This window comes from Corynebacterium sp. CTNIH16 (assembly GCF_032821655.1).
Classification (GTDB): Bacteria; Actinomycetota; Actinomycetes; order Mycobacteriales; family Mycobacteriaceae; genus Corynebacterium; species Corynebacterium marquesiae.
Map to the genome: position 1 here is coordinate 32,024 of NZ_JAVBIG010000008.1, position 18,651 is coordinate 50,674.

An 18,651-nucleotide genomic window follows, 5' to 3' on the forward strand; every position below is an offset into this window, starting at 1 on the left:
AATTCGTCTTGTTGGGGTTAACTTGAAAAAATAATGCGCGGCCAGCCAGTTTACTCGCACTGCTCGCCGGCCAAAATTTCGCTCACATACCGTGCAACGGCAGAGACCTTAGAAATTGTTCCCGAGTAATCCATAAAGGTAGGCCCCACCACGCCAAGGCCGCCGAGTGTGGCCACCTCATCGCCGGTGCCGAGGCCATAGCCCGTAGCTACCACGGAGGCTTGGCGCAGCTGGTCTTCCTCGTTTTCCTCGCCGATAACCACGGAGACGTTGCCGAGATCCGGCACGCGGGCGAGCAGCTTGAGGACGACGACCTGTTCTTCTAACGCCTCGATAATCTTGGGCAAGCCTTCTGGGAACTCGCGCGCCACACGCGTCAGGTTCGAGGCGCCGGCCATAATCAGCCGGTCGGAGGGTTGTTCCACGAGGGTCTCGATGAGCGTGGTGGCCACCTTGAGCACATGGTGGCGGATATCCAAGGGGGCGTCATCGACGAGGTGGGCGAGCTCCACGGAGGCGTCGCTAAGCGTCTTGCCCACCAGCGCGCTATTGACGATGTCGCGCAAGCGGAAGGTCTGATCCTGGTCGATGATTTCATCGAGCTCGACATTGCGCTGGTCCACGCGGCCGTTATCGGTGATAAGCACCAGCAGCAGGCGCACTGGGGACAGCGCCACGACCTCGCAGTGCTTGACGCGGGAGACCTTGAGGTTGGGCAGCTGGACGACGGCCGCTTGCTTCGTCACCTGCGCCAGTAGCTGCACCGAGCGGCGCAGCACATCCTCCAAGTCCACGCCGCCTTCCAAGAAGTTGAGCATCGCGCGGCGCTCTGGGGCCGAAAGCGGCTTAACCTCATGGAGGGAGTCAACGAAGTGACGGTAGCCCTGCTGGGTGGGCACGCGGCCGGAGCTGGCGTGCTGCTGGGAGATAAGGCCCTGGGATTCGAGCACGGCCATGTCATTGCGAATGGTGGCCGAGGAGACGCCCAATTGGTAGCGCTCCAAGAGCGACTTAGAGCCAACGGGCTCCTGGGAGGCAATATAGTCCGCCACGATGGCGCGCAGGACTTCCTTGCGGCGGGCATCGGTTGAGGTAGACACTATGGCGCTCCTATTCGCTTCGGCGAATGATAAATTCTTTAAAATTCGGGACGGTGTACCGGACTTTGCCGTGTTCAGGGGAATAAATGAGACCTTTGTTTATGAGCTTAGCCCGAACCGGACCAAGAGCCTTATTATCCTTCCCCAGGCGTTCACCGATTTCTTTTGTTTCCGCTGAACCATCGCCTAAGGCTGCCATGGCACTGAGATAGTCTCTTTCAGCTGGCGTAGCTCGATCCCAGCGAGCTTGGAAGAAGCTTGCGCCTGAAGGAACCAGTCCACCAGTCACGGCAAAAGACTAACAAGAAAATGGCGGAATATCAGGTTTCTCATCGACTGAGTCAAAACTAACTGGTTTGGTTTCTACTGAACTAAGTCTAAAGGTCTGGGAACGAGGATTAGGTTTCTTCGGCGACGAGGAGATCGGTGATGATGCCATCGGCCAGCAAGCGGCCGGGCTTGGTGATGCGTACGCGATCGCCGGCGCGTTCGAGCAAGCCACGATCAATGAAGCGCTCGAGGGCCGGGGCAGCGTGGGCATCGAGCCAGACTTCTGGGATGCCCTCGCGCAGGCGTAGGCCGAGCATGATTTTCTCCATGTGGCGGTCGGCGTCGGTAAGCCGCTCGGTTTCTTTGATGGGCAGCTCTCCGCGGCCGAGGGCGTCAATATAGCGCGAGGGGTGCTTGACGTTAAAGAAACGCTCGTTGCTCAAGTGCGAGTGGGCACCGGGGCCTGCGCCCCACCAGTTGCCATCTACCCAGTAAATGCGATTGTGCTCGCACTCGCCACCGGGCTTGGACCAGTTGGAGACTTCGTACCACTCAAATCCTTCCGCCTCGAGGGTGGTCGAAATCATCTCGTAGCGCCGGGCTAACACGTCCTCGTCCGGTGCGGGCAGGATACCTTTGTTGACCTTGCGCGCCATGCGGGTGCCGTCTTCTACGATGAGCGAATAAGCACTGACGTGGTCTACGCCGGTTTCTAGCACTCGGTCGAGCGTTTCGCGCACGTTGTCATCGGTTTCGGTGGGCGTGCCATAGATCATGTCCAGGTTGACGTGCTCGAAGCCAGCGGCGCGGGCCTCGCGAGCAGCGGCGAAGGCGCGGCCGGGGGTGTGGGCGCGTTCCAGGACTTGGAGAACGCCCGGGGATGCGGACTGCATGCCGAGGCTGATGCGGGTATAGCCGGCGTCGGCAAGCTGGGCAAAATACTCCGGTGAGGTGGACTCCGGGTTGGATTCGGTGGTGACCTCCGCCCCTGGCGCCAAGCCGAAGGTGGAGCGGACGGTATTGAGGATCCGGGTCAGCCCCTGCCCGCCCAGCAAGGAAGGCGTGCCGCCGCCAATGAAGACGGTCTCGGCCGGGCGCCCCACGCGCACGGCCGCCAACTCCAGCTCGCGATCCAAAGCATCCAGATAGGGTCCGGTGAGATTGCGCGGGCTGCCCAACTCGCCCGGAGTATAGGTATTGAAATCGCAATAGCCACAGCGAGTGGCGCAGAAGGGAACGTGAATATACAGCCCGAAGGGTTCAGTCATGGATAAAACCCTAATAGGGAGGGGAACAAAATGGCCGAAAGCGGGGTTAAGCATGTAATATATTTCCATCTTCCCAAGTAGAAAGGCCCCCTCAGTGGAACCTCCGAGTCGATGTCCCTACCTCCTTCTAGGCGGTGGGGAGTAAATCATGTTATCGGCTATTGTGATGATCCTGGCCGGCTTCGTAGTCATCGGCCTCATCATCGTCGCGAATGCATACTTCGTGGCCCAGGAATTTTCTTTCATGTCCGTGGACCGCACACAGCTGCGGACCCAGGCTGCTGAGGGGGATAAAACAGCGCAGCGCGCGCTGGCTATTACCCAGCAGACCTCCTTCATGCTCTCCGGCGCGCAGCTTGGTATTACGATTACCGGCCTGCTCATCGGCTATGTCGCGGAGCCGCTCGTAGGCCAGGGACTAGGTACGTTACTCGGCGGCGTCGGTGTTCCGTCCGCGGTGTCTGTCACCGTGGGCACCATCGCGGCGCTTTTCATCTCCACGATTGCAACCATGCTCTTCGCGGAGCTTTTCCCCAAGAACTACACCATCGCCGCCCCCATGAAGACGGCGCGCTGGCTGGCCGCATCCACGCAAATCTACCTGCGGATTTGCGGCTGGCTCATCCACTTCTTTGAGTATTCTTCCAATGCCATCCTCAAGGTCTTTGGCATCGAGCCGGTAGAAGACGTAGACTCCTCCGCCACCGCCGATGACCTGGAATCCATCGTGGATTCCTCCCACGAGGCTGGCGATCTGGATGAAAATACCTACATGGTGCTAGACCGTCTGCTGGACTTCCCTGAGCACGACGTAGAGCACGCCATGATCCCGCGCTCCCGCGTGGACGTCATTGATCCGGACACCACCCTCGGTGAGGTCCGCAAGATGATGTCTACCGACCACACGCGCTACCCCGTCATCGATGACGAACATAATCCGGTGGGTGTGGTGCATCTTATCGATGTCCTGGGAAGCGACCTTCCCGCCGCCACCAAGGCCACCAGTATCATGCAGGAACCCGTGGTGGTCCCTGAGCTGATGCCGCTGCCGGATGTGGTGGACGAGCTGCGCGATAGTGACCAAAAGATGGCCTGTGTCATCGATGAATACGGTGGCTTCGTAGGCATCGTGACCATGGAAGACTTGGCCGAGGAAATCTTGGGCGATGTCACCGATGAGCACGATATCGAAGAAACCGAGGAAATCACCGAACAGGACGATTCCCACTGGTTAGTCGACGGCGATACGCCGATTGATGAGATCGAGCGCGCCATCGGCCACGACCTGCCTGAGGGCGACTTCGAGACCGTCGCTGGCCTCATCATCGCCCACTCCGGTGCGCTGCCTGAGGTAGGCGAGGAACACACCATCCAGCTCGAAGCCGAGCCAGATGACTGGGTGGACCACGATGAGGCGCCCGTTCGATCCATCCGCCTGCGGGTGCAAGAGGTGGACCGACACGTGCCGTCCGTCCTTGCCATCGAGCTGGTGGAGGATTACTCCGACCACTCCGATGACAACGATGAGAAGGAGGATGCATAATGACCGAATCTTGGTGGTTTAACCTCCTCGTTACCCTGCTCATCATCGCCGCTTCCGGCTTCTTTGTGATTATCGAGTTCTCCTTGATGGGCGCTCGCCGCAACCGTTTGGAAGAGGATGCGGAAAACTCCCGCACCGCCCGCGCCGGCCTGCGCTCGCTCAATGAGCTGACCATCATGCTCGCCGGCGCGCAGCTGGGCATTACCGCCGCCACCTTCGTGCTAGGCGCTGTGACCAAGCCCTGGGTGCACCACCTGCTCATGGCACCGCTGGAGGCCGCGGGCCTGCCGCTGGGCATTGCCGACGTCGTTAGCTTCCTCCTCGCGCTCTTCATCGTCACCTTCCTCCACCTTGTTCTAGGTGAGATGGCGCCGAAGTCCTGGGCTATTACCCACCCGGAGACCGCCCTGCAGTTCATCGCGGTCCCCGCACGTGGCTTCGTGTGGATCTTCCGCCCGCTGCTGAAGTGGATAAACATAATGGCCAACAAAATGGTGTCCCTGGCTGGCGAAGAGCCCGTCGACCGCGCCGGTGCGGCCGGCTATGATGCCGAGACCCTGCGCACCTTAGTCGAGCACTCCCGCGAGACCGGTGCGTTGGACGATGAGTCTGCTAACCAGATTTCTGATGTCATCGAGTTGGAAAACTCCACCGTTGGTGCCATGGCTCGCGAGCACGGGTCTGAGGTAGTGCCCCTGCCTTCCGACGCCACCGTGGAAGACCTCCAAGACCTCGTTGTGCGCAAGAACATCATGCGCGTGCTGGTCTTCCCTAAGGACTCCCGCGTCCCGCGCGTGGTCCACGTGCGCGATACCCTGCTGGCCGAGCCGGAGACTCCGGTACTCGAGTTCTCCCGCCCTGCCCTGTCCGTGTCTTCTTCCACCACCGTCCAGAAGACTCTGGACCACATGCGTGCGCGCAATGAACAGCTCGTCATGGTGGGCAAGGCCGATAAGGACAATGCCGTATGGATCCTTACCTGGGATGACATCATGGGCCAGCTATGGCCGCAGATTACCGAGCAGCTAGACAAGGTCACCCCTCCCCCGGCCGTCTAGTTCCTGCCGCGTCCTCGCCCGCGCCCGCGCCCGCTTCTTTGTGGCCGGCGCGGGCTTTGCCGTTTTGCACCCACTCGCAAGGGCTGTTGCCCCCGACTGTGGATAACTGTGGCCGTAACTTTCCCAGCCGCCACTTCGCTCACTCGCCTTTCCCTGCGGCCTTGTTATCCACAGGCCCGGCCGCCACCTCCTCGCGCCGGCCGGCAACGTGCCCTTTCCTAGGAGGCATGACACCGCCACTGACCAATATCAATTCCATCCGCGCCAACCACCCCACCTTCTGGACCGACCTGAAAAACGGCACCTACCTCAAACTCGCACCGCGCATCGCAGTCCGGCGCGATCACTACCGTTGCCTCGACTTCCCCTCCCAGCTGCGCCTGCGCGCCATCGCCGCCGCCCGCAGCGCCTATACGGCGGTGCTCATCTCCAAGTCCGCCGCCCGCGTGCACGGACTGTGGGTCATCGCCACAGCCGAGGAAAAAATTGAAATGGCCCTTCCCACCAATACGCTTCCCCACAAGGACCGCCGCCATCCCGAGCGCATTTATCGCAAGGCTTCCCTTCCCGAGCCCGTTCTCGTGGACGGCACCCGCTGCGTTTCCAAGGCCCGCGCGGTTATCGACGTCGCCCGCTACCACGGCTTCACCGACGGCCTCATCGCCGCCGACTCGGCTTTGCGTTCCGGCCTCAGCCGGGAAGATATCAAGGAAGAGTTTGCCCACATGGGCCGGGTGCGCAATAGCCGCATCGTCCGCGCCATAATCCACCACGCCTCACCTCTTTCTCGCTCTCCCTACGAGTCTTTCGCCCGCGCCCTCCTCATTGAGGCCGATTTCCCCTGGCCCATGTTCTTCGAGGCGTCGTTCACCGCGTTGCCCGACATCACGACCGCCCTATGCATCAACAACGCCTACCTCATCGACATAATCCCCGCGAAGGCGGCTGCCCATCAGCGTGAGCGTCACCGACGTCTGCGCGAGGCCGGCTTCACCGTTCTCTGCTATACCCCTCGGCAGCTCATCGACCACCCCACTTGCTTCCTGAACGACCTCATTTCCACCATCACCGCCAGACAAAAAGCTGCGCGTTCTGCCTAAGTCCACGCTTCCTGCCTCCCGCCTTCCTCTACCCCGCCCTTCGCGCTCACCAGCGGCGCTTTCGCCGCGGAATCCGCTGCGCCGGTGAGCGCGAAGGGCGGACGATGGCGAATGCCTCGCAAGAGAATCCACCGAAACTTCGCCCGCAATAAGGAAGAGCCTCCGCGAGCATATGCTCGCGGAGGCTCTTCTGTTTCCAGCTAATGCCTCAACAGGAAGGTCTTACTGGTTGATGCGCCATGGGACGCTGTTCTTCGGCAGCATGCCGTGGGTGTAGAGGTAGTCAATGGTGGACAGGATGCCCAGCACCGTGCCGCCGCCTACGAGTGCAGCCAGGAAGGAGAACCCTGCGACGGAAGACATGTCTGCGTCCTTGCCGTCCTTACCGTTGATGCCATCGCGGCCGTCACGTCCGTCTCGCCCATCACGCCCATCACGCCCGTCGCGGCCATCGCGACCATCCTGGCCGTCTTCGCCGTCGCGGCCATCGCGACCATCCTGGCCGTCTTCGCCGTCGCGGCCGTCCTTACCGTCCTGGCCATCCTTGCCATCGCGACCATCCTTGCCATCGCGACCATCGCGGCCATCGCGGCCGTTCTCGCCATCCATACCATCACGGCCGTCACGACCGTCACGGCCGTCCTGGCCGTCCTTACCATCTACGCCGTCCTGGCCGTCTTTACCATCTACGCCGTCCTGGCCTGGAACAACTGCGGCTTCGGTAGTGGAAGGCTCGGTGGATTCCTCAGAGGTCGGCTCTTCGGTGGCCGCTTCTTCTGCAGAGGTCTCCTCAGTAGAGGTCTCTTCTGCGGACTCGGACGGGGTAGTCTCTGCAGAGGTAGCATCCTCAGAAGCCGGAGCCTCCGAAGTGGTCTCTTCAGAAGTAGCTTCCTCGGAAGTGGTCTCCTCGGAGGAAGGCTCCTCAGAAGGCTGGTCCTTGGTCTTCTTACCGTTGAGCATATCGGAGCACAGCTGGCCAGCCGGGGCGTTCACGGCCGCGAGATCGGAAGCTGCGGTGGAGATGTTGTTCAGGGAGTCTTCGATGCTCTTCTGCTGGTCCTTGCTCAGCTTCAAGTCGCCAGCTACGCCCGCGCCAGGAACCAGGCCCGCGATGGTAACGGCTGCATTGAAGAGCTTCAGGATTACTGTGGTGCCCTTGCCAAACACGCCGTCGGCGAACTTAAGCAGGCCGGAGACGGTCTTCTTAGCGGCATCCGGGTTGTTCATATCAACGTCGGCATCGGCGTTGTCGATGCGGCCGATGGCCATGCCCTGGGCGCGAGAGAGGTCCCAGGTAACCGTCTTGTCCTTTTCGCCTTCCTTGACCAGCTTGGCAATGCCGTCCCAGGTCTTGCCGGAAATCTTGTCAATGAAGTCGGACGGAACCAGGTCACCGACAACCGGGATGACTTCCCAGACGGTCTTGATAATTTTCTCGCCGCCATCGTAGAAGGCCTTAGCCAAGGCAAGCTTGAGGTCGAGCAGGTTGCCTTCCTTGTCAGGGGCATCAGTGACCTCACAGACGAGCTTGTCCTTCTGCTCATCCTTGACCACCTTGACGTTGACGTCGCCGTTGGAGGCCTCAGTCTGTGCGAGTTCCTCGAGGGTAGTTGGCTTTGCAGACTCCTCGGAAGCCGGAGCCTCGGCGGTCTCCTCCGCGCCGTCTACGGCGTACGGGGTGATGGACTCGGCGGCGTCTTCTTCTGCGTCGAGTTCTTCCATCGCCTTATCGCCGGCGTTGTTTTCCTCCAGCAGGTTGCCGTCCTCATCGAATTCGATGCCGTTGAGGCTTACGGTATCGTCGGTGGTCTTTTCTTCGACGAAGGTGGTGTCATCGGCTGCGACGGCGGTAGGAACAACGGTAATGGAAGAAAAGGTGGCTACGGCCACTGCGCTGGCAATGAGGCGAGAAGTTCGGCGTGCGCCCATGGTTTAACTCCCTGTAGATGTGGTTAAAGAATGTGATTGCGCGCGCCGCGTGTGGATGGTGCTAGGTCACGGCGTTCGCTTGGACGGGGATTACCCTACAGCGCGTTGAGAGTATTTTCTACTTAGATTTTAAGGTTGATTCAGCAACAATACCGCTGGATATAGCACCCAAGCCGCTGAACAGGCATAACAAAAGTTATATGGAACGGCTGTTAACCTAAAATTTCCCTAAATGCTTCCCCGAATTGGGGCACCCTAGCGCAGAAAGACTTCAACGGCCACCGAGAGAGGGAATCTCGGTGGCCGTGAACATCCCCTTGCGTAAAACAAGGAAGTCTATGTGGTTTATGCAGTTGTAGCCCGACGGGCCGCCTCGCGCTTAGCGCGGACCTTTTCCACCACCGCGGCAACTCGGGCGCGCTCTTCTAGGAACTGCGGTGGGTTATGCCCGCGCATAGTGCGCACATAGGCCGGGTGGGTATCCAGCACCGTGTGCTTCCACGCTTGGACCGCAATGAGGGCGGACTCGCCGGTGCGCTTGTACAAGTGCGGCAGCGAGACCATGTCGAGGTTGCGGGCCACGGCGTCGGTTTGCGCAAGCACGTACTCGACTACCTCGCGGAGGTAATCCGCCACGGCCTGGGTGCGAGAGCGCAGGGACTCGGCCAGCTCGTGCACCACGATGGGCTTAGAGATGGGGAATCGCTCGTCCAATAGGCGCGGGGTAAGTTGTTCCGGCTCTTCCACGTCGTTCACGCCGGAAGAAGCGGCGGAAATGGTGCCGGAGCGCACGCCGGAGACCAGGGCTTGGCGCAGGCCCATCAGCTCGCCTACACAACGGCCGGAGTCAACGCGGGCGTCTTCAACGATATCGCCTAGCTCAGCCAGGCAATCCATGCACAACTCTTCGTCCCAATCCTCGATGGCTTCAATGAGGTGCTCGAGGTACTCTGCGACTTCGTCGCCGATATTGTAAATCTCTTGCGTAAGCTCGCGGTGGCGCAGCTCGGCGGCGATTTTGTGCATTGGCTTCGAGCCACTCCTTCCACGGTCTCATTTCTAACCTCTAGTAGAGGTTGAGGTTTGCTGTAACGCCTCATGACTTTATGCGAGATCCGCCGCCGCGAGCGCGCGACACTCCGAAGCCATTCACAGGTTTATGGCAGGTTGGCCCGCACTGGGGTGAGGATGGTGGGGTGAGCTGCAGAAGGGGGCGTCGACAAGCAGGGCATAAAGAAACACCCGAGGGAATTCCCTCGGGTGTACCCGTCGCGCAGCCTAGCGCTTGTACAGGTGCTCGATGGCTGCGGCGTAGCGCTGCGAAACCACGTTGCGCTTGACCTTCATGGTGGGGGTCAGCTCGTTTTCTTCCTCGGTAAGGTCAGATTCGAGGATGTAGAACTTCTTGATGCCCTCCGCATGGGAGACGGTGGCATTGACCTGGTTGATGGCGTCCTGCAGCTCTGCGCGCAGGGTCGGATCGGTGGCCAGCTCGCGCATGGAGCGATTCTCCGGAATATTGTGGTCTAGCTTCCAGCGCTTCAAAATGTCCGGATCCAGGGTCAGCAGCGCGCCAACGAAAGGCTTACCATCGCCTACCACCATGGCCTGGGAGATAAGAGGATGCCCGCGCAGGATATCCTCCATCGGGCCAGGCGAGACATTCTTGCCGCCGGCCGTGACAATGAGGTCCTTCTTGCGGCCAGTGATAACAAGCTTGCCGTCTTCATCAATCTCGCCCAGGTCGCCGGTGTTGTACCAGCCATCCTCGAGGGCCTCGGCCGTGGCTTCTGGATTATTCCAGTAACCGTGGAAGACGATATCTCCCTTGATGCAGATTTCGCCTTCATCGTTGATGCGGAAGGTCACGCCACCCATCGGCGGGCCAACGGTGCCGATGGACTGGTCTACAAAGTCCACCGCGGCCGCGGCGGCGACCTCGGTCAAGCCATAGCCCTCATAGACCGGGATGCCGATACCGCGGTACCAGTGCAGCAGGTCATGGCCCATGGCCGAGCCACCGGTAATGCAGTAGCTCACGTTGCCCCCCACGCCATTGCGGATGGTGGAGTACACCAGTTTGTCAAAGACCTTGTGCTTGGCTTTCAGCAGGCGGTCCGGGCCCTCCGGCTTATCCAAAGCCTTGGAGTACTCGATGGCGATCTTCTCGGACTGCTCAAAGAGCAGGGTCTTGATGCCAGAATCAGCCGCCTTAGCAGCAGCAGAATTGCGCACCTTTTCAAAGACGCGTGGCACACCCAAAATGACGTTCGGGCGGGAGCGGGCAAACTCGATGGAAATGGTGGAAAAGTCTGACCAGTGGTTCTGGGAGGCACCACGCATGGCTACCGCAATGGATACCGCGCGGGCAAAGACGTGTGCCAGCGGCAGGAAGGTCAAGGTATGGCTGCCCGGGACGGCAAAGATACCAATGGGATTGGTGCACAGGCCGCGGGTCTGGGCTAGCCAGTTGCGGTGGGTGAGGATGCAACCCTTGGGGCGTCCGGTAGTACCCGAGGTATAGACCAAGGAAGCCAGATCATCGGTGGAGGTGGCCTTGATGCGGGCGTAGACCTCCTCGGCGGCCACGCCGCGGCCCTCGAACTTAAGGGTGTCAATGGCGGAGGAGTTGATTTCTAGGACGCGGCGCAGCTGGGAGGGAGAGCCCTTGAGATTGGGCTCGCCGTCTTCTTGCAAGACCAGGTTTTCTACCAATTCGGAGTGCTCGCGGGTTTCGGTAATGGCGAGCACGGCACCGGAGTCCTCAATGATCCAACGCACCTGGGAGGCAGAAGAAGAGGGATAGACCGGCACCGAGGCGGCACCCGCAGCCCAGATGGCAAAGTCCAGCAGGGACCACTCATAACGGGTAGCAGAGATGAGAGCGACGCGATCCCCCTGCTGCACGCCCAAGGCGATAAGTCCCTGGGCTACTTCAAAGACCTCATCGATGAATTCTTTGCCCATGACATTAACCCACTCGTAGTTAGCCGGGCGGGTGAACATGACGCCATTAGGGCGCTTCTTCGCGGTGTCCATCAGGGCGGTCAGGCAGGTTTCGCCCGGCTCGATAGTAAATTGGGCTGGGGTGTGGACTTCTTGCAGGGTCACGCGGTGTCCTTTCGAACAGCTAATTATTAATCTCCGCCTACTGTACCAATCTGTTCCCCAGCGGGCGCGTTGCACCCGTGGCACAATGTGGCCTGTGACTACCCGCGCCTTGCTTGAAGAACTCGCCCAGCGCCACGGTGTGGCCACCAGCTATACCTCCCAGTCTGGTTTCCCCGTCCACGTCGCTGATGACACTATTGCCTATACCCTGCGCGCCTTGGGCGTGGCCATCGATGACAATCCGGACGATGCGGCGCTAACGCAGCTGCTTTACGACGACTACCTGGACCGCTCCTCCCAGCCCTTACCCCACTGCGTTGTCGCGCCCCAAGGCCAAGAGCGCGGTTTCGTGGTCCACGTGCACGCGGGCGATGCTGCCAACGTACACATTGAGTTGGAGGAAGGAGGCACCCGCGAGGTCTACCAGGATCCCAATGATGCCCCGGACGCGAACGTCGATGGCACGCTTTGGGGCGAGGCGAGCTTCCACATCCCCGGCGATCTGCCCATGGGATACCACGAGCTGGTGTTGGAGTCCGGGGGCATCGACAAGCATGCCTGCCCGCTAATTATCACCCCGGCGCGCCTTTCTACGGCCGATGAGTTTGTGGAGCGCCCCATTAGCGGCGTGATGGCGCAGCTGTATTCGGTGCGCTCGGAGTCTTCTTGGGGTATCGGCGATTTTCAGGATTTGGGGCAGCTAGCAGAGACGCTGGCCCCGCACGCGGATTTCTTGCTGGTCAACCCGCTACATGCCGCCGAACCGCTACCACCGGTCGAGGACTCGCCGTACCTGCCCACCACGCGGCGCTTTATCAACCCGCTCTACTTGCACATCGAATCCATCCCGGAGCTCAAGCTCCTACCGGAGGACTTACAGGATGATGTACGCGAACTGGCGGAGGAGTTTCGCCAGCGCAACCGCAGCGCCGAAGAAATAGAGCGCGACACCATTTTTGAGGCCAAACTGCAGGTGCTGCGCGAGCTCTTTAACTACCAGCCCTCCCCGGAGCGCGAAGAGGCCTTCGTGCGCTACGCCCGCGAGGAGGGCCGTGGCCTGCGCGATTTCGCGTATTGGTGCGCGCAACAAGACGCCGCCGCGCAGTCGGGCCAGCGCCATGCCGAAGGCCTGGACATGGACAAGCTCACGCGCTTTTATTCCTGGCTACAGTTCCTGTGCGATGAGCAGCTAGCCGCCGCGCAGCAGCGCGCACTCGATGCCGGCATGCGCCTGGGCCTGGTGACTGACCTTGCCGTAGGTGTGCACCCGAGTGGTGCCGATGCGGTGAACCTCGCCGAATACTTGGCACCGCAGTGCTCGGTGGGCGCGCCGCCAGATGACTATAACCAGCAGGGGCAGGATTGGTCGCAGCCGCCGTGGCACCCGCAGCACCTTGCGGCGGCGGGCTACGCTCCGTGGCGCGACATGCTCTCCACCGTGCTGCGCCATGCCGGCGGGGTGCGCGTGGACCACATCTTGGGCCTTTTCCGCCTGTATTGGATCCCGCGCATGGCCAGCCCGCTGACGGGTACCTATGTCTCCTATGACTTTGAGGCCATGGTGGGCATCTTGGCCCTAGAGGCGCAGCGCGCCGGCGCGGTGGTCATTGGTGAGGACCTCGGCACCGTGGAGCCATGGGTACAAGACGTCCTCGCCCACAAGGCCGTATTGGGAACATCCATCGTGTGGTTTGAACGCGACGTTGATAACTACTCCCCGCTGCCGCAGGACAAGTACCGCAAGCTGGCGCTGTCCTCGGTCAATACGCACGATCTGCCACCGACCTTGGCCTACCTGCGCGGCGATCATATTTCGCTCCGCGCGCGCTTAGGCGTGCTGACCCGATCGGTGGAGGACGAGCAGCGCGATGACATCGAGTGGCAGGCCCGTGTACTCGGCACCGTGGCGGATCGCGGCCTCTTGCCGCAGCGCGATTACCTCGTAGATCCGGATGAGCGCGCTTCTCGCGGCGCGGAGGAGGATATAAGCGTAGCGCTGCATCGCTATATCGCAGGTACACCTTCGGCTCTCGCGTGCACCAGCTTGGTGGACATGGTGGGTGATGTGCGCGCACAAAATCAGCCAGGTACCACGAACGATCTTTATCCCAATTGGTGCGTGCCGCTATGTGATACCAACGGCGCTCCCCTGCTCATTGAGGATCTTCCTAGTCTGGAATTCTTCCAGCGCTTAGAGGCCACCAGCCGGAAGGCCTAACGCTGGGCCTAGGCGCTGGTACGGCGGTGGAGCGGGTTTAGGTCCACAGGCCAATGAGGGCGACGACGATGACCAGCGCGATCATCGTCCACAGTGTGAGAGAGACGCGGGATTTAGGCAGGGCGCGCTTGCGCTTTACGGGCTGTGCACCAGGCGTAGCCGCCGAGGCGGATGACTGGCCGTCGCGCTTTGCTTCGGGGTCCCACAGGCCCTCGCGGGGGTTAGCGCGCAGCTCAGCGCGCTCTTGTCGTGCGCGCTCGTTATTTTCCTCAGCCATGGTGGTCTACTTTAGTGCTGCGGCTGCGCCGCTGGGAAATCATGCGCTTGCCTCGGTTGGCTACGTAATCGACACCCCACATCAGGCACCACGCTACGATCACCATGAGTGGCACGGCGATGGCCACCACGATGACCATTTGAATCCACACGGGCGCTTGCACCAACAATTGCGATAGCGTGCTGCCCAAGCTTGTCAACCACTCCATGGCTACTTATCCTACTTGCTCGCGGTAGTCTGGCTGACATGTCAAGCGCCCAGATTCCCGTTACCGTCGCCACCGCTTCCGGCCGGATCACCGGCGTGCGCCGAGATGGCCTGCACTATTTCCATTCGGTGCGCTATAGCACCATCCCCAGCCCCTACTCGCCTGCCGAGCCGCTCCAAGGCACTCGCGACCAGGATGCCCGCGAGCCGCACCCAGCAGATATCGCTTTGTCCATTACCACTCCTGCCGATGCCAACGACTGCCCCGTCGTGGTCTATATTCACGGCGGGCGCTTTGAGCACGGCTCGCACGAGGATCCGCGGCTGTCTGGGGAAAAGAATGCCCGCCACGGGGTAATCCAGGTCAACGTGGGTTACCGGGTGGGCTTGGCCGGCTTTGCGCGCTTCGACGGCGACGAGGCGGACCGCTACCGCGGCATCGATGATTGCCTCTTGGCCTTGGAGTGGCTACAGGACAATATCGAGGCCTTTGGTGGCGATAAGACCAATATCACCTTGGTGGGCCAATCCGCCGGGGCGGCGATAAGCCTGTGGCTCGCACGCCGCGATCACTTCCGGGGAGGTTTCCGCCGCGTGCTGGCGCTCTCGCCGGCCTTCCCGCGCGACCGCTTTGAGTACCGCGTCACCGACCTGCGCAAGGCCCTCGGCGTGCCGGTAACGCGCGAGGCTTTAGAAAAGATGGACCCGGAATCGCTGGCCAAGGGGTATGCCAAATTCCGCAAGAAATATCGCTTCGATGTCGCCTTGGGCCCTGCTCCACTGCGCGCCGAAGAATTGGCGGATATCCCTATCGTGGTGACGTCTACCCGCGATGAGTTCTATGACATGCCCCAAGCCCAGCGCATTGACAAGATGGCACTGGCGGGCTTTATTACCAGCTACCTTTCACCCAAGTTTGGGATTTCGCAGGGGCGCTTCAAGCAGTGGCGGCAATTGGCGCACTACGTGGACCCGCAGCGGCCGATGGGCCGACTCATCGGTGATGCCGCAGTGCGCCGTTGGACCGCCCAGGTGGCCGCGCATTCCCCGGGCCCGACGTGGATGATGGAGTTTACGCGCACTGATTCCCCTGCGGTGCATTGTGCGGAATTGGGCCCGCTGTTTGGCGGAAGCGGGAACGAGGCCGGCGAGGAAACCCCCGCCGAAGAGCTCAACGAGTGGCTACGCCATTTTGCCACCACCGGTGAGCCCGGATTCCCCAACTATGGCGATGATCACCAGGTGCTGGAATTTGACCTAGATACAGGCGAGCGCCGCCTAGCCTATGCCACCTTGGACTACGTGGCCGCAGCCTTCTACAACGACGACGAGCTTTAATTACAGCGCAGCACGTAGCTTTTCGTCCGCTAGCTCATCAATCATCCACGGGCTAAAGACGCCAGGCATGGCATCGGCGGCGGCGAAGAGCCGTTCCGGCTCGACCCACTGGTAGGAATCTACTTCTTCGGGGTTGGGCTCCCAGGCGGCGTCGGCAGCAAGCTCGACGGCATATACCGGGCAGATTTCATTTTCTACCGTGCCCGAGGAATCCACCGCGCGATAAGAAAAATCCGGCAGGATTAGCCGCGGGGCGGATAGATCCGCCGGTTCGATGCCGAGCTCAAAGGAAGCACGGCGCAGCACCGCATCTGCGGTCTCCTCACCGGGTGCGGGGTGGCCGCAAAAGGCATTGGTCCACACCCCGGGCCAGGTGAGCTTACCCAGCGCGCGGCGGGTTACCAGCACCTTGCCGCCGCAGGTCAACCAGGCGGAGAAGGCAAAGTGCAGCGGAGTATCGGTGGTATGAACTTCGGCCTTGGGAGCGGTGCCGATGGGTTCACCCGCGGCAGAGGCCAAGACTACAAGTTCCGTCATAGATTAAGGTCTCCTACCCAGGTCACGTTGCCAATGTGCAAGCGCGCATTCCACAGGTTGCCGGGCGTCACGTCAAAGCGGTACTGCAGGTTGACCGAAGCGCCCGCGCCCAGCGGGTGATCGAGTCCCGGGGGCTCCACGTCTGGGGCAGATTCCTTGTCATAGGGCAAGGAGTTGATCTTGGCCCAGCCGCCGTTGCCATCGGCGCGCTCAAGGGTGGGATCTTCAAAGGCGTCGACCGGCAAGGGCACGTCGTTTTCATTCTTCAGCAGGATGGTCACCACGGTGCCACCGGAGTTGCTATCGGTATACACGCCCTGCAACTCCCAGCTCACACCAAGGCCCTTATCCTCTACCGGCTCGGCCAGGTTGGAGGTAACTTCCTTATCATCGGTGTCCTTGGCCTCGTACGGGGCCTCTTCGGAGCTGGAGACGGTGATATTGTCCCCCAGCCCGGTTTCTTCCGGCTGGAGAACGCTGCATCCGGTCAGGGTCACGGCGAGTACGCTGACCACGCCCGCGCCGAGTGTGTGGGAAATTTTCACCGTGGATGGATCCTTTGCACGCGAAGATTGTTGTATTTCTGCACAAGTACCTTAGCCTAAACCTCCCTGAACTTAAGTATTTACGCTCGTTAACGCCGCATATGGCATACTGGGCAGTCGCTTAAATCTCTCCCCTCTTTCCCTAATTCCGCGCACTAACCGCGGTTCCGAAGTGAGTGTGGTCTACTTATGAATTCCATTTTGCGCATTACCCGCAGTGCCTCTGCCCTGTGGCCCTTTTATCTAGGCGTGCTGCTGACCGCCACGATCACTGCGGTCGTTGCACTGATCTCGCCGTTTTTGACGCGCGAAGCCACCGATACCATCGTGGGCGCCCTGCAGAACGACGCCCCACTGGGCGATGCGCTGCGCACGGTGCTGTTGCTGGCAGTGGCGCTTTTTCTTGCCGACGCCGCCAATGCCCTCTTCCGCAATATCGGCGGCTACATCGGCGATGTCATGGTCTCGCGCCTGCGCGAGATTTTGTCCACGCGCTACTTTGCCAAGCTGCTGGCCCTCCCGCAGGGCTATTACGATAACCAGGTCACCGGCACGATCATCGCCCGGCTGGATCGCTCGATTGCCAATATCACGCAGTTCGTGCAGTCCTTTGCCAATAACTTCTTCACGATGATCATCCAGACCCTCGCGGTGCTGGCCATTACCGCGTGGTATTACTGGCCGCTGGCTATCCTGCTCGCGCTGCTCTTTCCGGTCTACATGTGGCTTACCGCGCTGACCTCGAAGCGCTGGCAGAAGTTTGAGGCCGTCAAAAACGAAAATATCGACCTCGCCAACGGCCGCTTCGCAGAGGTCATCGGCCAAGTCAAAGTGGCTAAGTCCTTCGTGAGCGAAACCCGCGAGCTCTCCCACTTCGCTCAGCGCTACCGTACCGTGGTCGATACCACCAAGCCACAATCGCGCTGGTGGCACATGATGGATACCTTCCGTGGCCTGGCCATGGCTGTTATCTTCCTCGGCATTTACGGCGTGATTTTCTGGCGCACGCTCGAGGGGCATTTCTCCTTGGGCGATATGGTCATGTTGCTGCAGATGGTCTCCAGTGCGAAGCAGCCGGTCTTTATGATGAGCTGGATTGTCGATTCCGCCCAGCGCGCCATCGCCGGTTCCAAGGACTACTTCAAGGTAATGGAAGAAGAGCTCGAGCCCACGGCCCCGCGCGAATTGGTTGCTGCCACCACCGGTTCGCATACCCCGCGGCTCGACCTCACCCCGGTACGCCCGCTGGAGCCCACACCCGGCGCGCCGGTCTTCTCCTTTGACCACGTCTCCTTCGCCTACGAGGAGGGCAAGCCCGTTGTGGAGGATATTTCCTTTGCGGCCGCTGAGGGCCATAAGGTAGCGCTCGTGGGCGAGTCCGGCGGCGGCAAGTCCACTTTGGTCAATCTCCTACTGGGCCTATACCACCCCTCGGCGGGGCACCTCGATGTGCTGGGCCACCGGGTAGACGATCTCACTGCCTCGCGCCTGCGCGCCTCGGTGGGCGTGGTCTTCCAGGAGTCTTATCTCTTCTCCGGCACCATTCGCGAAAATATCGCCTACGGCAAGCCGGGTGCCACGGAGGAGGAAATCATAGACGTCGCCAAGCGGGCCAATGCCCATGAGTTTATCCAGGCTTTCCCGGATGGCTATGACACCGTTATTGGCGAGCGCGGCCTCAAGCTTTCCGGTGGACAAAAGCAGCGCGTCTCCGTTGCCCGCGCCATGCTTAAAGACGCGCCCATCTTGGTGCTGGACGAGGCCACCTCAGCGCTAGACACCAAGTCCGAGCGCGCCGTGCAGGCCGGCCTGGATGAATTAATGAAGGACCGCACCACGCTGATTATTGCCCACCGGCTATCCACCATCGCGGACGTGGATACCATCATCACCCTGGATCGCGGCCGCATTGATGAAATGGGCTCGCCGGCCGAGCTGGCGCAATCCGGTGGCATTTATGCCGAGCTACTCAAGCTCACCCAATCCACCTCGGCCGCGGACCGCCGCAGGTTGAAAAAGTATGGTTTTGTCTCCGGCTCTGCCTCCGAATCCGAAGACGTGGAGGAGGACTCCCGCTGGGCGGACAACGCAGATGAATAAAAGCGCGTAAAAGCGCTGGGGTGGCCGCGGGCTTCACGTTATGGTTATGG

General features: G+C 60.8%; 16 protein-coding genes. 6 read left to right on the forward strand and 10 right to left on the reverse strand.

Translation table 11 applies throughout. The features are described from left to right. Positions 1 to 50: 50 nt before the first annotated feature. From hrcA to hemW, 3 genes are all read right to left on the reverse strand, one after another. Entirely contained in the window at positions 51 to 1,100 is a 1,050-nt protein-coding gene (hrcA, locus tag RAE04_RS08180) for a heat-inducible transcriptional repressor HrcA (protein ID WP_023020999.1), read from the reverse strand. 10 nt (positions 1,101 to 1,110) lie between these two features. Next, positions 1,111 to 1,389: a hypothetical protein gene (locus tag RAE04_RS08185; RefSeq protein ID WP_232212607.1), complete on the reverse strand. Its 279-nt coding sequence runs from the start codon at positions 1,387 to 1,389 to the stop codon at positions 1,111 to 1,113. Between the two features lie 109 nt (positions 1,390 to 1,498). Then, a complete protein-coding gene (gene hemW, locus RAE04_RS08190; protein ID WP_317027029.1) occupies positions 1,499 to 2,638 on the reverse strand; it encodes a radical SAM family heme chaperone HemW in 1,140 nt (379 codons plus the stop codon). A 148-nt stretch (positions 2,639 to 2,786) separates the two neighbouring features. Between hemW and RAE04_RS08195 the strand changes: the two genes are divergently transcribed. The 3 genes from RAE04_RS08195 (at position 2,787) to RAE04_RS08205 (ending at position 6,339) form a co-directional block, all read left to right on the forward strand. Continuing rightward, a complete protein-coding gene (locus tag RAE04_RS08195; RefSeq protein ID WP_317027030.1) occupies positions 2,787 to 4,181 on the forward strand; it encodes a hemolysin family protein in 1,395 nt (464 codons plus the stop codon). Continuing rightward, the gene (locus RAE04_RS08200; RefSeq protein WP_317027031.1) at positions 4,181 to 5,239 is read left to right on the forward strand and encodes a hemolysin family protein; all 1,059 of its coding nucleotides are present in this window, start codon (positions 4,181 to 4,183) and stop codon (positions 5,237 to 5,239) included. Before RAE04_RS08195 ends, RAE04_RS08200 begins: the two co-directional genes overlap by 1 nt. 227 nt (positions 5,240 to 5,466) lie before the next feature. Further along, positions 5,467 to 6,339, forward strand: coding sequence for a hypothetical protein (locus tag RAE04_RS08205; protein WP_317027032.1), 873 nt, complete (start codon positions 5,467 to 5,469; stop codon positions 6,337 to 6,339). A 222-nt stretch (positions 6,340 to 6,561) separates the two neighbouring features. On the opposite strand, the gene RAE04_RS08210 is transcribed toward RAE04_RS08205, so the two are convergent. The 3 genes from RAE04_RS08210 to RAE04_RS08220 all read right to left on the reverse strand — a co-directional run bounded on the left by RAE04_RS08210 (position 6,562) and on the right by RAE04_RS08220 (position 11,379). After that, positions 6,562 to 8,268, reverse strand: coding sequence for a hypothetical protein (locus RAE04_RS08210; RefSeq protein WP_317027033.1), 1,707 nt, complete (start codon positions 8,266 to 8,268; stop codon positions 6,562 to 6,564). Between the two features lie 345 nt (positions 8,269 to 8,613). Then, positions 8,614 to 9,294 carry a hypothetical protein gene (locus tag RAE04_RS08215; RefSeq protein WP_005324183.1) on the reverse strand — a complete coding sequence of 227 codons (681 nt, stop codon included), beginning with the start codon at positions 9,292 to 9,294 and terminating at the stop codon, positions 8,614 to 8,616. 252 nt (positions 9,295 to 9,546) lie between these two features. Beyond that, positions 9,547 to 11,379 carry a long-chain fatty acid--CoA ligase gene (locus RAE04_RS08220; protein ID WP_317027034.1) on the reverse strand — a complete coding sequence of 611 codons (1,833 nt, stop codon included), beginning with the start codon at positions 11,377 to 11,379 and terminating at the stop codon, positions 9,547 to 9,549. A gap of 94 nt (positions 11,380 to 11,473) precedes the next feature. Here RAE04_RS08220 and malQ point away from each other — a divergent pair, with 94 nt between their 5' ends. Then, positions 11,474 to 13,597: a 4-alpha-glucanotransferase gene (gene malQ / locus RAE04_RS08225; RefSeq protein ID WP_317027035.1), complete on the forward strand. Its 2,124-nt coding sequence runs from the start codon at positions 11,474 to 11,476 to the stop codon at positions 13,595 to 13,597. A gap of 37 nt (positions 13,598 to 13,634) precedes the next feature. On the opposite strand, the gene RAE04_RS08230 is transcribed toward malQ, so the two are convergent. Beyond that, complete coding sequence (locus tag RAE04_RS08230) at positions 13,635 to 13,874, reverse strand: hypothetical protein (protein ID WP_317027036.1); 240 nt, start codon at positions 13,872 to 13,874, stop codon at positions 13,635 to 13,637. After that, positions 13,867 to 14,082: a hypothetical protein gene (locus RAE04_RS08235; RefSeq protein ID WP_317027037.1), complete on the reverse strand. Its 216-nt coding sequence runs from the start codon at positions 14,080 to 14,082 to the stop codon at positions 13,867 to 13,869. Before RAE04_RS08235 ends, RAE04_RS08230 begins: the two co-directional genes overlap by 8 nt. Before the next feature lie 38 nt (positions 14,083 to 14,120). Between RAE04_RS08235 and RAE04_RS08240 the strand changes: the two genes are divergently transcribed. Then, entirely contained in the window at positions 14,121 to 15,419 is a 1,299-nt protein-coding gene (locus RAE04_RS08240; protein WP_317027038.1) for an alpha/beta fold hydrolase, read from the forward strand. Here the strand turns inward: RAE04_RS08240 and idi are convergent, their stop codons facing one another. Then, positions 15,420 to 15,956, reverse strand: a complete 537-nt coding sequence (gene idi, locus RAE04_RS08245; protein WP_317027039.1) for an isopentenyl-diphosphate Delta-isomerase — start codon at positions 15,954 to 15,956, stop codon at positions 15,420 to 15,422. It abuts the gene before it with no gap. Then, positions 15,953 to 16,501: a hypothetical protein gene (locus tag RAE04_RS08250; protein ID WP_317027040.1), complete on the reverse strand. Its 549-nt coding sequence runs from the start codon at positions 16,499 to 16,501 to the stop codon at positions 15,953 to 15,955. Before RAE04_RS08250 ends, idi begins: the two co-directional genes overlap by 4 nt. 189 nt (positions 16,502 to 16,690) lie before the next feature. On the opposite strand from RAE04_RS08250, the gene RAE04_RS08255 reads away from it, so the two are divergent. Continuing rightward, the gene (locus RAE04_RS08255) at positions 16,691 to 18,601 is read left to right on the forward strand and encodes an ABC transporter ATP-binding protein (protein WP_317027041.1); all 1,911 of its coding nucleotides are present in this window, start codon (positions 16,691 to 16,693) and stop codon (positions 18,599 to 18,601) included. Positions 18,602 to 18,651: the final 50 nt, after the last annotated feature.